The following is a 14,655-nucleotide window of genomic DNA, read 5'->3' on the forward strand; positions in this document are numbered from 1 at the left end:
AACTTAAAAACTCAATGCATATGAAACCCTACATTCTCCTTACCCCCGGCCCCCTTACTACCTCACAAACCGTCAAGGAAGCCATGCTGACCGACTGGTGTACTTGGGACGAAGACTACAACCTCCACATTGTGGAAGAAATCCGTAAGTCCCTCGTCTCCCTCGCCACCCAGCATACCGGAGACTATACTTCCATCCTCCTGCAAGGCAGCGGCACGTACTGTGTGGAAGCCGTCATCGGTAGCGTCATCAAGCCTGGCGACAAACTTCTCATACTGAGCAACGGCGCCTACGGCGACCGCATGGGCAACATCGCCGAGTATCACGGCATCTCGTACGACATGCTTGCTTTTGACGAAACAGAGCAAGTCTCCGTCAGCTACGTCGACGACTATCTTTCGCACAATGCCGAAATCACTCACGTTGCCGTGGTGCATTGCGAAACCACTACCGGCGTGCTCAATCCCCTCAAGGAGATAGCCCACCTCGTCAAGATGCACGGCAAGAAACTGATTGTAGACGCCATGAGCAGCTTCGGCGGTGTTCCCCTCGATGTACACGAACTGGGCATAGACTTCCTCATCAGCAGTGCCAACAAGTGCATCCAGGGTGTTCCGGGGTTTGGCTTCATCATCGCCCGCCGTTCCGAGCTGTTGCACTGCAAGGGCGTCTCCAAGTCACTCTCTCTCGACATTTACGACCAATGGGAAGCCATGGAGAAAGGACATGGCAAATGGCGTTTTACTTCTCCTACACACGTGGTCCGCGCCTTCAAGCAAGCCATGGACGAACTGGCAGAGGAGGGCGGTGTGGAGGCCCGTCACAACAGATATTGCGAGAACCACCGCGTGCTGGTAGACGGCATGCGTTCCCTCGGTTTCCAAACGTTGCTGCCGGACGAGATTCAATCGCCCGTTATTACTTCTTTCCTCTATCCTCATGCCGATTTCAATTTCAAAGCTTTCTACACACAACTGAAAGAGCGTGGATTTGTCATCTATCCGGGAAAGATTTCGCAAGCCGACACTTTCCGTATCGGCAATATCGGAGATGTTCATCCCGAAGATTTCCGGCAGCTGATAGAGATAATTCGCGAGTGTAAATACTAAGCTCCGAATCTGCATAGATTTAATCGTTCCATCGTGGAGGAAAAATCGTTCCACCATGGTGGAACGATTTTTTCCTAGTGGTGGAATAATATTTTCCCCATGATGGAATGATTTGTCCTTCGCCTTCCTTCTTCTTAAGCTTCCCTATTAAATTTGACCTTCGTCAAGTCTGTAAACGCTATCTTTTCGTATTTTTGCACCCAATTTCGGAGGTATCAGATTTATGGCAACATCCAGAGAAATGACGGAAGGACGGGCTCTTCCGTTGATTTTCAACTTTACTTTGCCTTTACTGCTCGGCAATCTGCTGCAACAGACCTATTCATTGGTAGATGCAGCTATCGTGGGGCGCTTTCTGGGTATCAACGCCTTGGCTTCAGTCGGGGCAAGCACTTCGGTCGTTTTTCTTATTCTGGGATTCTGCAATGGCTGTTGCGGAGGTTTCGGCATTCCCGTGGCGCAAAAGTTCGGTGCGCGGGATTATGTCACGATGCGCCGTTATGTGGCTGTCAGCCTGCAGCTGGCTGCGGTGATGTCTGTTGTCATTGCCGTGGTTACCAGCATTTACTGTGCAGATATTCTGCACATGATGAGTACGCCGGAGAACATATTCACGGGAGCCTATTATTACCTGCTTGTCACGTTTATCGGGGTTCCCTTTACTTTCTTCTATAATCTGCTGTCCAGTATTATCCGTGCATTGGGTGACAGCAAGACGCCGTTTTGGTTTCTACTTCTCTCTACGGTACTGAATATCCTGCTCGATTTGTTCTGCATTCTGGTACTGGGTTGGGGAGTGGCAGGAGCTGCCATCGCTACCGTATTTTCACAAGGCGTCTCGGCCATATTGTGCTACATCTATATGATGCGTCGTTTCGACATTCTGAAGACAACGCCAGCCGAGCGGAAATTCGACGGTGCTTTGGCACGCACACTGATGTACATCGGCGTACCCATGGGACTGCAATTTTCCATTACTGCCATTGGCAGCATTATGCTGCAAAGCGCCAATAATGCTTTGGGTACGGCTTGTGTGGCTGCATTCACGGCAGCCATGCGTATCAAGATGTTTTTCATGTGTCCTTTCGAGAGTCTGGGCATGGCAATGGCCACCTATAGCGGGCAAAACTACGGTGCGGGCAAGCCGGAACGTATCTGGATGGGAGTCAAGGCAAGCGCCCTGATGATGATTGTTTATTGGGCGTTCACTTTCTGTGTACTGATGTTCGGTGCCAGGACTTTTGCCCTGCTCTTTGTAGATGCCTCTGAGTTGGAGATTTTAAAGAATACGGAGTTGTTCCTGCACATTTCCGTTTCCTTTTTTCCGGTTCTGGGACTGCTCTGCATCCTGCGATACACTATCCAGGGGGTGGGATATACCAATCTTGCCATGCTTTCCGGTGTCTCGGAGATGATTGCCCGGATACTGGTCAGCCTGCTGGCTGTTCCGGCTTTCGGCTATCTGGCCGTGTGTTTTGGTGACCCTACTGCATGGATTTTTGCAGATGCCTTTTTAATACCAGCCTTCATTTATGTCTATCGGCGGATACTTCGGATGAAGAAAAATTAGTGTATCTTTGTATCGGGGAGTTGAAAGAAGAATGACCGGACGAAAAATTATACACATCGATATGGACGCATTCTACGCCTCCGTAGAACAGCGTGATAATCCTGCATTGCGGGGCAAGCCCATTGCCGTGGGCCATGCGGAGGAACGGGGAGTGGTGGCGGCAGCCAGTTACGAGGCACGGCGTTTCGGGGTGCGTTCTGCCATGTCGTCACTGAAGGCAAAGCGGCTGTGCCCCCAACTTATCTTTATCCCGGGACGGATGGAAGTCTACAAATCCGTTTCCCGCCAGATACACGAAATCTTTCATGAATATACGGATGTCATCGAGCCCATTTCGCTGGACGAGGCTTTTTTGGATGTGACGGAGAATAAACCGGGCATTCCATTGGCTGTAGACATCGCGAAGGAGATAAAGCGGAAGGTGCGGGAGAGGTTGAATCTGGTGGCTTCTGCCGGCATATCCTATAATAAGTTTCTTGCCAAGATAGCCTCGGACTACCGCAAGCCGGACGGGCTTTGCACCATACATCCTGCCCAGGCGCTGGACTTTGTTGCCCGGCTGCCCATTGAAAGTTTCTGGGGAGTGGGACCGGTAACGGCGAAGAAGATGCACACTTTGGGGATTCACAACGGGGAACAGCTGCGTATGCAGTCTTTGGAGATGCTGACCCGCGAATTTGGCAAAGTGGGGACAGTCTATTATGATTTTGCCCGTGGCATCGATACCCGTCCGGTAGAGGCTGTCCGCATCCGCAAGTCTGTGGGTTGCGAACATACGTTGGAGAAGGACATCAGCAAGCGTTCATCCGTCATTATAGAGCTGTACCATGCGGCAGTGGAGCTGGTGGGGCGACTGGAGCACACCAATTTCCGCGGGAATACGCTGACGCTGAAAATCAAGTTTCATGATTTTAGCCAGATTACCCGCAGTATGACCCAAACAAAGGAGCTGGGTGCCCTTGACGTGATTCTGCCTTTGGCAAAGCAGTTGCTGCAGGAAGTGGATTATGAACATCATCCTATCCGTTTGATTGGACTTTCCGTTTCCAATCCCCGTGAAGAGGAGGAGAAGGGAGTCTGGGAACAACTGAGTTTTGAATTTAGTGACTGGGAGACGGACCATTCAAATAAATAATGCTATATTTGTGTTCAGTATTAAAAAAAGGAAAGCTATGGGCTGTTTTATGAATATTTTGTGGTTGATGTTTGGAGGTATCATCACTGCTGTGGAGTATCTTATTGCAAGTTTATTGATGATGTTCACCATTATTGGCATCCCTTTCGGTATGCAGACCTTGAAAATGGCAAGCCTTGCCTTGTGGCCTTTCGGCAAAGAGGTTCGTAGCGGGGAACGTTCCAACGGTTGCCTCTATGTGCTGATGAATATTCTTTGGATATTCTTGGGCGGCATTTGGATTTGCCTTTCGCACTTGGGATTCGGGTTATTGCTGTGCATCACCATTATAGGCATTCCTTTCGGTATCCAACACTTTAAGCTGGCAGGGCTGGCATTGACTCCTTTCGGGAAGGATATTGTTGCGGCTTGAGCGATTGTGCTGTATCGTTTTTTTATAAATATATGTAAGTATAATTGATGGTGGAGGATGAATGGTGCTTTAATCTTATTGTAATGTGCTTCTGCTTGCATGCTAAATGTTTAGCTTTGTGTTTAGCATCCGATTATGGCTCTATTTTTTGTTTTTATTTGAATTATATATAATAATAATTTTATTTTTAAAAGTGAAATGTTATATTTGTGATTATCCTCACCTATAACACTTCACATATATGCGAAAAACACACCTTTACACGCTACTATGCGTCCTATGTTTTCCATCTTTGGTTTGTGCACAACAAGCCGTTTTTGATGAATTCAGAAAAGCGGCAGGAGATTATGCTGCTCTTTACTCCGGTAAGGCAGAGGAAAATTATAACCAGCAGAAGTATCTTAACCATCCCTATTGGAATACGGATGAATTTCGCGAGGGGGCTGTCTGTTATGGCAGATGGCTTTACTCGGATTTGCAGCTCCGTTATGATACCTATAAAAAGAGTCTGATTGTGGTTACTCCGGAGAAACGGATAACCTTGCAGGTAGATATGCGGAAAGTGGATTATTTTGTCATAGAAGGACAGAAGTTTGTACCGCAGGGTGACTGTTTCGCTGCGTTGCTATATGATAGTCCGCAAATGTGCCTGACACAGTATATCGTATCCACAATGGAGTCTCAGGTGAAGAAAAACGATCTTTATTACAGCCGGTTCAAGAAAAAGAGCTATTTCAGTCTTCGCAGTGGCGGAACCGATTATGTGATAACTTCCCGTTCGGGTTTCTTGAAACTTTTTCCTACATACAAGAAGCAGTTGAAGGCTTATTGCCGGAAAGAGCGGCTGGACTTCAAGGAAGATGGCGGTGTCCGGGCAATGACTCGGTTAACGGAATATATTGATTCCTTAATTCATGGAAAATAATATGAAAGCACATAATCTTAAATATACAGTAGCCTTTTTCCTCCTATTGTCGCCTTTCGGCATGTTTGCACAGCAACAGATGGCTATGGACAGCATTTCCATATTCGAATTGATGGATGCAGTAGAAAAGGGCACGTCTTGCCGTATTTATACAACGATAACGGTTCCTTTTAAAGTGAAGCGGGCAGAGGTGAAGAACCCCACTGCCGAGTACTTGAGAGAGGCTTTGGCAGCTACTATCTATAAGGTGACGGTTTATGGTGACAGAATATTTGTCTTGCCGGAGGTTTTTCTGGCCACCTCGCTGCCACCGGTATTGATGGGGGAAAAGTTGGAGACGGATGAGGAACTATTGCCTTCATACATTCCTATTGTGAAGTCTTCTTCAGAAAACAAGGTCTATGAGATAGGAAACAAGTACAAGCCTGCCCCCGGAGATATGATAACTTTGACCGGAAGAGTTTCTGACTTTAAGACCGGCCAGAATCTGGATGGTATCAACATCATTCATCGAGAGCCGTGGGTAGCTACGACGACCAACCGTCAGGGGGAATTTACCATTGACCTGCCTGCAGGCTATAATATTCTTGAAATCAGTGGGATGAATATCAAAGTGACCCATCGGCAATTTATGCTTTATGGTGAAGGCATTGTCCATATCGAGTTGGAAGAGGAAGACCATATGCTGGATGAGGTGCTTATTGTTTCGGGGCGTATACAGAACGTGAAAAGTGTGCAGTTGGGAATGGAGAAGCTGCAGCCTGCCCTGCTGAAAAACATTCCTACGGCTATGGGTGAGGTGGATGTGCTGAAGATGATACAGACACTTCCCGGCATCAAGACAGTGGGGGAGGCATCAAGCGGTTACAATGTGCGTGGGAGTGCCGCTGACCAGAACCTGCTTCTTTTCAATAACGGAACGATTTATAACCCCAATCATCTTTTCGGTTTTTTCACGGCTTTTAATTCGGACATGATAAAGGATGCGGAACTTTATAAGAGCAGTATCCCCAGCCAGTATGGCGGGCGTATCGCTTCCGTACTGAACATCACCAGCAAGGAGGCGAACAAGGAAAAGTTTACCGGTTCTGCAGGTATCGGGCTTGTGACCAGTAAGTTGAATCTCGAGATTCCCATCATTAAGGAAAAGACTTCCCTTCTGCTGAGTGGACGTACGACCTATTCGGACTGGATAATGAAGACATTGCCCAACAAAAGCGGGTATCGTGATGGGAAAGCCGGTTTCTATGATTTGGGGACTGTCTTCTCGCATACGGTGAACGAGCGCAACAAGCTGAATGTCTATGGCTATTATAGTCACGACCGTTTTGCCTTTAATGACAATGAGAAGTATGCCTACAACAATATGAATTTCTCGGCAAACTGGAGGACCGTCTTTGCAGAAAAGCTGACCGGAAACTTCTCTTTCGGTTATGACCACTACGATTACCGAAATGATGAAACGGTGGAGGAAGCGTCTGCCGCACGGCTGTCTTTTGCCATTAACCAATGGTTTGGAAAAGCGGACTTTCTTTATCAAGCCGGCAATAGCCATGCGGTGAACTTCGGTTTGATGAGCCAGCTGTATAATGTGAATTCCGGGACCTACGAGCCGGTGGGGCCTAATTCGCTGGTAAGATATGATGAACTGCAAAAGGATAAAGCACTGGAAAGTGCCGTTTATATAGGGGATGAATGGGATATAACTTCCAGGCTCTCCATCAATGCGGGTATACGCTATTCCATGCTCAATGCTTTGGGACCGCGCACTTACTATACATATCAGGAAGGTATACTGCCCTCCATGTCTTCGGTGGCGGATTCTATCACGGCGGGGAATGGAAAGGTCATCAAGACCTATCACGGACCGGAATTCAGAGTGTCGGCACGTTATGCCTTTACAGATGATTTTTCCGTAAAGGCCGGTTTCAATACGATGAGGCAGTATATCCATAAGGTATCGAATACTGCCGTTATGTCTCCTACAGATACCTGGAAGCTGAGCGACCCCAATATCAAGCCTCAACGTGGCTGGCAGGTGGCGGCAGGCGCCTACTATAATACGCCGGGGCAACTTCTGGAATTATCTGTAGAAGGATATTACAAAAAGCTGATTGATTATCTGGATTATCGCAGTTCCGCCCAAATCCTGATGAACCACCATCTGGAGACGGATGTCATCAATACGGAGGGATATGCTTACGGCGTGGAATTCCAGGTGAAAAAACCGGCTGGAAAACTGAACGGGTGGATGAGCTATACTTATTCGCGCACTTTCTTGCGTCAGAATGATCCGCGCATAGCCCGTCCCATCAATGGTGGAGAATGGTATCCGACCGAGTATGACAAGCCGCATGACTTCAAGCTTGTAGGCAATTACAAGTTTACCCGCCGTTACAGCATGTCTTTCAATATGGATTACAGTACGGGCCGTCCCACCACAATTCCTGCCGGGCAATACTACGACCAGGGTTTGAAGAAAATGCAGGTTTACTATACCGACCGTAACAGTTATCGTGTTCCCGACTATTTCCGTATGGATTTGTCGTTCAATATTGAACCCAGTCACCACCTGACATTGTTGACCCACAGTTCCCTTTCTTTCGGTATCTATAACCTGACCGGAAGGAAGAATGTGTACTCTGTCTATTTTGTGTCCGAGGAGGGTAGGATTCAAGGATACAAGATGTCCATATTCGGTGCTCCCATTCCTTTTGTTACTTATAATATTAAATTCTGAAAGGGTATGAAGAATAAAGTATATTGGGTGATATGTATATGTCCGTTATGGTTGTTCCTTAGTAATTGTGTGGATAAGTTCAATGCCCACTTGCCGGAAAGTAGTATCGGCCTTCTCATAGTTGAAGGTAGTATAATATCGGATAGTGCTGTCGTGTTTTCTTTGAGCCGTTCCTTTTCCTTGGATGTGGAAGGGGTTCCTCCTGATTTCAATAAGGTGGATGCTGAAGTTTGTGTAACCGGTGAGGATGGCTCCAGTTTTAGGGGTGTTGCGTTGGGTAATGGAAAGTACCGGGTTGCTGTCGGAACATTGCATAGGGATGTCCGCTATAGCTTGAAGATTGTCTATGAGGGAGATATCTATACTTCCGAACCTCAATATCCGATAGGAACGGAAAGCATAGACGATGTCACCTACGAACAGCAAGGGGAGTATGGTGATGTCAGTATCCGTTTCTCTATGCAAAGCAAAGATGCTGCATGTTATTCTTGGAGTTATGAAGAAGATTGGGAGGTGAGGGCCGTATACAATCCTATGTGTGCTTATGACCCCGAAACAGATAAGATCGTTGATTATGATGCTAGACCATACTCACGCGGATGGTGTCATAGTGAATCGTCCGAGATAATAATAGGTAATATGGAAATAAACAAGGATAATCGTGTAAAGGATAAGTGTCTCTATTCCATTGAAGCAGACGATATTCGTTTTTCTTGCTATTACAGTACTATAGTGAAACAACGTAAGATTTCGAAGGGTGAATATGAATATTATCAGGAGAAAATAAAGCTTAATGAGGAGATGGGCGGGTTGTTTGTTCCCCAGCCTTCGGAATTGCCGTCGAACATTAGATGTGAAAGCTCAAATAAACAGGCCATTGGATATGTTGGTGTCAGTTTGAATGTGGCGGAATATCGCATTTTCATTTCTACAGATAATATACAATATAGGCTTCCTGAGGGGTATTGTCAGGGAGCGAAAGGGCTGAAAGAAGAGTATACATTTTTAGATTTATACTTGATGGGGTATACCATTGCATATCCGGACCCGGACCCACGTACGGGATTCAAAGGTTATGCATGGGTTTCTGGAGGTTGTACAGACGTACGCTATTTAGGTGCCAGCTTGGAAAAGCCTTCCTTCTGGCCAGTTGAAATCAATCTGTTTTAATAAGAAAAAGCGATGAATAATGCAAAATATATAGTAACATGGATATGCTTGTTGTGGCTCACTATTGGCAGTTGTGTGGATAAATTCAATGCGCACTTGCCGGAGAGTAGTACGAGGGTGCTTATAGTTGAAGGTAACATCATATCAGATAGTACAGTCGTTTTTTCCTTGAGCTGTTCCTTTCCTTTGAATGTAGAAGGAATTCCTCAGGATTATAACAAGATAGATGCAGAAGTCAGTGTAGTAGGAAGTGATGGTTCTTGTTTTAATGGCACTTCTTTGGGAGATGGAAAATACCAAGTTGTAATTGGCTCTTTGAATAAAGATGCCAGCTATAGTCTGAAAATTGTGTATGAAGGGGATATTTATACTTCGGAGCCTCAATATCCATTGGAGACAGAAACAATAAATGACGTTACCTACGAGCAACCGGAAAAATACGGTGACATCTCTATCCGCTTTTCTATGCGGAGTGAAGATGGCGGATGTTATTTCTGGAGTTACGAGGAAGATTGGGAAGTGAGGGCAGTATATAATCCCAAGTTCCGTTATGACCCTACCACTGATGAGGTGGTTGATTTTGATGCTACATCATATGCACGGGGATGGTGTCATGATAAGTCGGCTAAAATCATAGTAGGTAATATAGGAACAAATAAGGATACTCAATTGAAGGATAAGTGGCTCTATTCTATAAAGGCAGATAATAACCGTGTCTTTCATCATTATAGCACTTTGGTGAAACAGCGTAAGATTTCGAGGGGCGAGTACGAATATTATCAGGAGAAAATAAAAATCAATGAAGAAATGGGTGGATTGTTTATTCCTCAGCCTTCAGAACTTCCTACGAATATTATTTGCAACAATTCAGGCAAAAATGTAGTTGGTTATGTGGGAGTTAGCATGAATGTGGCAAAATATCGTATTTTCATTTCTGCCGATGATATATATTATAGGTTTCCTGACGGTTATTGCCAAGAATTTAGAGGTTGGGCAGATTCGTACATGGATTTATATGTGATGGGATATGCTATTGCTTATCCATTGATGGTAGGTTATGCATGGGTTTCCGGAGGTTGTACAGACGTACGCTATTTAGGTGCCAGCTTGGAAAAGCCTTCCTTCTGGCCGGATGAAATGAATTAATATTGAAATGATATGAAGAGAGTGATATTTTGTATTATAGGTTGGGTTCTTGTATTGGGATTACACGCTCAAATTGTTGAGAATATGCGTATTTATACAGACAAGGACTGCTATGTGGCTGGAGAAGATTTGTGGATAAAAGTTTGTGTGACGGATTCCTTGTCTCGTGGAAGCGTATTAAGCAAAGTAGCTTATGTAGAGATAAGTGACACGAAGCTGGTATACGCACAAGGTAAAATCGACTTGCAGAACGGGAATGGATGGGGACGTATCAGACTTCCGCAAGTCATGCATACCGGAGCTTACCAACTGACGGCATATACGCGTTATATGAGGAACTATCCTATGGCTTGTTTCCCAAAGAAGTATATAGCCTTGCTTAATACTGTTCAGACAACAGAGGAGGATAATGTGGAACTTTTCACGGATTCCATTACCGTTTCACAAGCTTCCGGCAATCAGCTTTCCGGAGCGGACTTATGGACAGATAAATCGGTCTATGGGAACCGGAGTAAAGTAGCCTTGACATTACCCAATCTGCCTGCTGATGTCAAGGAGCTTACTTTGTCCGTAGTACGAAAAGACTATGTGCTAAAGGGGTTTCCAATATCAGCCGACGGGCAGAAGAACTATACAAGTGTTCCGGAACGGTCATTTGCTGCAGAGTGTGAAGGGCATATTGTAACCGGCAGGCTGATGGGAGCGCCTGCTGACAATGTAAATGCACGTCTGGCATGTGTGGGCAAGGATATTCGTGTCTTTGGCGGACAGCCTAAGGCTGACGCTATTTATGCTTTTTATACGACCGGAATAACGGATATGCAGGAGATTGTATTAACTGCATTACCGGAGGAGGAAAGTCCCTGCCGATTGGAGCTTATTTCTCCTTTTGTCGGGGTGTTGGCGGAAAAACTTCCTAAAGTCTGTGTGTCATTTCGGAAAGAAGACTTGATAGAGCGTGGTTTCAGCGCGCAATTACATTCTCTTTTGCCGGTAGATTCTTCGTATAGCAAGAGTATATTGCAACAACTTTATGATTTTGTTCCCGCTTCCACTTATAATCTGGATGAGTATGTTCGTTTCAGGACTGTGAGGGATGTTTTTGTGGAATTTGTCAAGGGAATACGTATCAGTCAGCTGGAAGGTAAAGATGTCATCCGGATACTGCAACCGGATATAAGGAGATTCAGTAATATGAAAACACTGGTGTTGTTAGACGGGATTCCGTTTGATGACCATGAAACCATTCTGAACTATGATGCCCGTTTGATACACTATATACATCGTTATACTGGCAAATATACTTTTGGCGGGGAGTTGTATGATGGAATTGTTTCGTTTATAACCCATCGGGGAACATTGCCTGATATACGTTTGGATAAGAATTCACAGATGTTTTCTTATGAGTTTCCACAAAAGAGAATCGCATTTGTTGCTCCATCATACAATTCAGAGAAACAAGCCGGTTCTCGCTTACCGGATTTTCGGCATACACTTTATTGGAATCCGGAGATAACTTCCGCTATGGGTACACTCAACTTTTATACTTCGGATATGAACGGAATATATATAATTACCCTACAAGGAATTTCGGTTGACGGTAGGGAGATAAGGATGCAAAGTGAGTTTGTTGTTGGTGCTAACCATTAGTATAGATGGATAAAAAAGAAAAAGGGCAGAGAACTGAAAAGTTCCCTGCCCTTTATTCATTGTATTTAAAGGTGTTTTTTTACATGGTTACGAGTGACTGCTTTGCAAGCAGCTTTTGTAGTTTACCGTTCAGTGTTTGACACATTGTTCCATTACCCATTGCCTGATAGCGTTTGATTTGGTACTGTAACATAAAAATTTCATTTGCATTCTTTTTCATAATTCTCATCTTTTTGTGCTCTCCGCGTTTCGGAAAGCGGGTTTTTACATCTTTTCTTTTATCTTATAACGTTGCAAAGATACGAAATGTTTGCGAGAAATGTGTTTTATAACATAAAAAATAGCCATTCATCCTTTATTTTCTTTAGAAATACTAGATTTTGCAATCTATATATGACAAATATGTTACGCAAGTTTCGCAAACTCTTCCTTGTTTTATACCTTTGTAAAAAGGGATATTTTAGTATGGAGAATATTGTCAGAACAATAAGAGTTTATTATCCGGTTTCAGATGAAGCATTGGCGACATTGGCACATGGTTTTGAAAAGCAAGTGTTTCCTGTCAAAACACTTATTATCCGTGCAGGACAATTTGATAGGCAAGTCCACTTCATAGAGAAGGGAATGACACGCTCGTACACCTTGCACGATGGAAAAGAAGTAACGACATGGTTCTCTATGGAAGGTGATGTAGCTTGTGGCTCGTGGGATTTATATAGGAACAAAGCAGGCTTTGAATACGTGGAAACATTGGAAGAAACACTGGTCTATTCTATTTCCATTGAAACGCTTAATGAGTTGTATAAGTCAGATATAGATATTGCAAATTGGATGAGGGTGTTACAACAGGAAAATTTTCTTCGCTTACAAGATATTCATATATCTCGCCTCAACTTGTCTGCGTATGAGCGTTATGAAAAATTAATGAGTGAGTGTCCGGCCCTTTTTCATAGAGTGACTTTGGGACATATCGCTTCTTTCCTTGGCATTACACAACAATCATTGAGTCGTATCAGGGCAAAGGGGTATTTTTTAACATAGGATAAATTCCTATACATTAGAGTTTTGTATTTTTGTCCGCAAAAACAGGATGCGTATGAAAACAGAATATGAAAAGTGCATGGCTGGCGAACCTTTTATAGGAAGCAGGGATCCGAAAATAGTGGAGATGATTTTGCGTACAAAACGTCTCCTGGCACAATTCAATGCCACAGATTATGCCGATAGCAAGCGCAGGAGGGAGTTGTTGTGTGAGATGTTGGGACATGTAGGCAAGAATGTGCATGTGGATATTGACTTCCATTGTGAATGTGGCAAGCATATTTTTATGGGCGACAAGGTAATTGTCAACATGAATTGTACCTTTGTGGACAACAATCGTATTGACATAGGTAGCAACGTCTTAATAGCCTCTAATGTACAGATATATACGGCAACCCATTCTACCAAAGTAGATGAACGTATGGTGCAGGACTGTCCGGAAGAACAAGAAATCTGCCGTACGTATGCCTTACCTGTACGAATAGAGGATGGAGTATGGATTGGTGGAGGGGTTGTCATTTTGCCTGGTGTCACCATCGGGAGGAACAGCGTTATCGGGGCGGGGAGTGTGGTTACCCGTTCTATTCCTGCGAATTGTGTGGCAGTGGGAAATCCTTGTCGTGTGATAAAACAGATTGATAATATAGTATCTGTATGAGCATGTGTTGAGTAAATGTATTATCTTTGCATATATTACCATGTAAACAAGAGAGACTATATACTTATGGGGAAATTGGTGGAACTTTGGCGGAGTCCTTATCCTACGTTTTATCAACGCTGGAAGGCAGTAGTGATACCTTCGGCCATTATTTTTCTGATATTATATATACTTCAGCCGTTCGGTATTTCCCGGATAAAGGGAAGTGTGTTTGGGGTGGTTGCCGGTTCTGCATTGATTGCGGCAGGTGCTTCGGGAGTTTTCACCTATTTGCTTCCGGCATTATTTCCTGCTTATTACAAGGAGCAGAACTGGACATTGGGTAAGCATGTGTTGAATTTGCTGCTGATGTTGTTGCTGATAGCAGTGGGGATTTGGGCCTATCAATCATGGTTGATGGGAATGTGGTTGGACAAGCGGTTGTTCTTTCTGGCTTTGTCTTGGGTAATGGTGCTGGCACCTTTTCCTACCATATTTTTTCTGATGTGGAACCGCAATTTGCAACTGACCCGCAATCTGAAAGAAGCTATGGAGATGAACGGTCACCTTTCAAGGAGAATATCCCCGGAAGTTGGGATAGCGAGCTTGGAAGACAAGGTGTTTTCCTCGGAAGAAGCGTTGGTGTTTGCCGGTGGCACCAAAGAAATGCTGGAAGTAAAGGCCGGAGATTTCCTTTATGCAGAGGCAAAGGGGAATTACGTAAAAGTAGGTTACCGTTCAGATTCGGATAAAGAAAAGAAAATTACATGGAGATTGTTGCGTGCCACCATGAAGCAGGCAGAGGAAGCTGTCTCTGCTTGCCCTTTTATTATCCGTTGCCATAGGGCCTTTCTTGTAAACATCCGGATGGTGGTGAAAGTAGATGGAAACTCTCAGGGATATAAGCTGAATCTGGAGGGTTGCGAAGAAGATGTTCCGGTTTCACGCGCATACGCCAAAGAGGTGAAAGCATTGATTGAAAACCGAACAAAGAGTTAGTCACTCGTCACAGAAATACGTTGTTCGTCACAAAGAGTTTGTTGGTTGTCACATATCCGGGCTGTCTGTCCCGGATATTTTTTTGTCTTATACCCTTCCTTTATGTTTGCGGCAGGAAACA

13 protein-coding genes are annotated in these 14,655 nt (G+C 44.6%); 12 read left to right on the forward strand and 1 reads right to left on the reverse strand.

The window, feature by feature from the left end; genetic code table 11:
* Nucleotides 1-20 precede the first annotated feature (20 nt).
* From DW096_RS06010 to DW096_RS06055, 9 genes are all read left to right on the forward strand, one after another.
* Nucleotides 21-1,109 (forward strand): 2-aminoethylphosphonate--pyruvate transaminase, encoded by a 1,089-nt coding sequence (locus DW096_RS06010; protein ID WP_118273973.1) that lies wholly within the window; start codon nucleotides 21-23, stop codon nucleotides 1,107-1,109.
* A gap of 223 nt (nucleotides 1,110-1,332) precedes the next feature.
* Nucleotides 1,333-2,679 carry an MATE family efflux transporter gene (locus DW096_RS06020; RefSeq protein WP_057089571.1) on the forward strand — a complete coding sequence of 449 codons (1,347 nt, stop codon included), beginning with the start codon at nucleotides 1,333-1,335 and terminating at the stop codon, nucleotides 2,677-2,679.
* Nucleotides 2,680-2,710: 31 nt separating this feature from the next.
* Nucleotides 2,711-3,814 (forward strand): DNA polymerase IV, encoded by a 1,104-nt coding sequence (gene dinB / locus DW096_RS06025; protein WP_005831892.1) that lies wholly within the window; start codon nucleotides 2,711-2,713, stop codon nucleotides 3,812-3,814.
* 37 nt (nucleotides 3,815-3,851) lie between these two features.
* Nucleotides 3,852-4,226 (forward strand): YccF domain-containing protein, encoded by a 375-nt coding sequence (locus DW096_RS06030; RefSeq protein ID WP_005832831.1) that lies wholly within the window; start codon nucleotides 3,852-3,854, stop codon nucleotides 4,224-4,226.
* A 241-nt stretch (nucleotides 4,227-4,467) separates the two neighbouring features.
* Nucleotides 4,468-5,151: a hypothetical protein gene (locus DW096_RS06035; protein WP_005832827.1), complete on the forward strand. Its 684-nt coding sequence runs from the start codon at nucleotides 4,468-4,470 to the stop codon at nucleotides 5,149-5,151.
* Nucleotide 5,152: 1 nt separating this feature from the next.
* Nucleotides 5,153-7,891: a TonB-dependent receptor domain-containing protein gene (locus DW096_RS06040; protein WP_008665291.1), complete on the forward strand. Its 2,739-nt coding sequence runs from the start codon at nucleotides 5,153-5,155 to the stop codon at nucleotides 7,889-7,891.
* Nucleotides 7,892-7,897: 6 nt separating this feature from the next.
* Entirely contained in the window at nucleotides 7,898-9,061 is a 1,164-nt protein-coding gene (locus DW096_RS06045) for a DUF4249 domain-containing protein (protein WP_005831878.1), read from the forward strand.
* A 12-nt stretch (nucleotides 9,062-9,073) separates the two neighbouring features.
* Nucleotides 9,074-10,207 (forward strand): DUF4249 domain-containing protein, encoded by a 1,134-nt coding sequence (locus DW096_RS06050; RefSeq protein ID WP_005831875.1) that lies wholly within the window; start codon nucleotides 9,074-9,076, stop codon nucleotides 10,205-10,207.
* A gap of 84 nt (nucleotides 10,208-10,291) precedes the next feature.
* On the forward strand, nucleotides 10,292-11,857 hold the full coding sequence (locus tag DW096_RS06055) for a hypothetical protein (protein ID WP_227212788.1): 1,566 nt from the start codon (nucleotides 10,292-10,294) through the stop codon (nucleotides 11,855-11,857).
* Between the two features lie 79 nt (nucleotides 11,858-11,936).
* On the opposite strand, the gene DW096_RS19390 is transcribed toward DW096_RS06055, so the two are convergent.
* Nucleotides 11,937-12,077: a hypothetical protein gene (locus tag DW096_RS19390; RefSeq protein ID WP_005832819.1), complete on the reverse strand. Its 141-nt coding sequence runs from the start codon at nucleotides 12,075-12,077 to the stop codon at nucleotides 11,937-11,939.
* Between the two features lie 245 nt (nucleotides 12,078-12,322).
* Between DW096_RS19390 and DW096_RS06060 the strand changes: the two genes are divergently transcribed.
* From DW096_RS06060 to DW096_RS06070, 3 genes are all read left to right on the forward strand, one after another.
* Entirely contained in the window at nucleotides 12,323-12,898 is a 576-nt protein-coding gene (locus DW096_RS06060) for a Crp/Fnr family transcriptional regulator (RefSeq protein WP_008665297.1), read from the forward strand.
* 55 nt (nucleotides 12,899-12,953) lie between these two features.
* A complete protein-coding gene (locus DW096_RS06065) occupies nucleotides 12,954-13,556 on the forward strand; it encodes a sugar O-acetyltransferase (RefSeq protein ID WP_005832814.1) in 603 nt (200 codons plus the stop codon).
* 66 nt (nucleotides 13,557-13,622) lie between these two features.
* Nucleotides 13,623-14,534, forward strand: a complete 912-nt coding sequence (locus DW096_RS06070) for a LytTR family DNA-binding domain-containing protein (protein ID WP_008665300.1) — start codon at nucleotides 13,623-13,625, stop codon at nucleotides 14,532-14,534.
* The last annotated feature ends 121 nt before the right edge of the window (nucleotides 14,535-14,655 follow it).

This window comes from Bacteroides sp. AM07-18 (assembly GCF_003602695.1).
Lineage (GTDB): Bacteria > Bacteroidota > Bacteroidia > Bacteroidales > Bacteroidaceae > Bacteroides > Bacteroides uniformis.

Excerpts from the sequence above, each read along its gene's own strand:
- DW096_RS06010 (WP_118273973.1), top strand. The coding sequence starts at position 21 with ATGAAACCCTACATTCTCCTTACCCCCGGCCCCCTTACTACCTCACAA.
- DW096_RS06020 (WP_057089571.1), top strand. The coding sequence starts at position 1,333 with ATGGCAACATCCAGAGAAATGACGGAAGGACGGGCTCTTCCGTTGATT.
- dinB (WP_005831892.1), top strand. The coding sequence starts at position 2,711 with ATGACCGGACGAAAAATTATACACATCGATATGGACGCATTCTACGCC.
- DW096_RS06030 (WP_005832831.1), top strand. The coding sequence starts at position 3,852 with ATGGGCTGTTTTATGAATATTTTGTGGTTGATGTTTGGAGGTATCATC.
- DW096_RS06035 (WP_005832827.1), top strand. The coding sequence starts at position 4,468 with ATGCGAAAAACACACCTTTACACGCTACTATGCGTCCTATGTTTTCCA.
- DW096_RS06040 (WP_008665291.1), top strand. The coding sequence starts at position 5,153 with ATGAAAGCACATAATCTTAAATATACAGTAGCCTTTTTCCTCCTATTG.
- DW096_RS06045 (WP_005831878.1), top strand. The coding sequence starts at position 7,898 with ATGAAGAATAAAGTATATTGGGTGATATGTATATGTCCGTTATGGTTG.
- DW096_RS06050 (WP_005831875.1), top strand. The coding sequence starts at position 9,074 with ATGAATAATGCAAAATATATAGTAACATGGATATGCTTGTTGTGGCTC.
- DW096_RS06055 (WP_227212788.1), top strand. The coding sequence starts at position 10,292 with ATGCGTATTTATACAGACAAGGACTGCTATGTGGCTGGAGAAGATTTG.
- DW096_RS19390 (WP_005832819.1), bottom strand. The coding sequence starts at position 12,077 with ATGAAAAAGAATGCAAATGAAATTTTTATGTTACAGTACCAAATCAAA.
- DW096_RS06060 (WP_008665297.1), top strand. The coding sequence starts at position 12,323 with ATGGAGAATATTGTCAGAACAATAAGAGTTTATTATCCGGTTTCAGAT.
- DW096_RS06065 (WP_005832814.1), top strand. The coding sequence starts at position 12,954 with ATGAAAACAGAATATGAAAAGTGCATGGCTGGCGAACCTTTTATAGGA.
- DW096_RS06070 (WP_008665300.1), top strand. The coding sequence starts at position 13,623 with ATGGGGAAATTGGTGGAACTTTGGCGGAGTCCTTATCCTACGTTTTAT.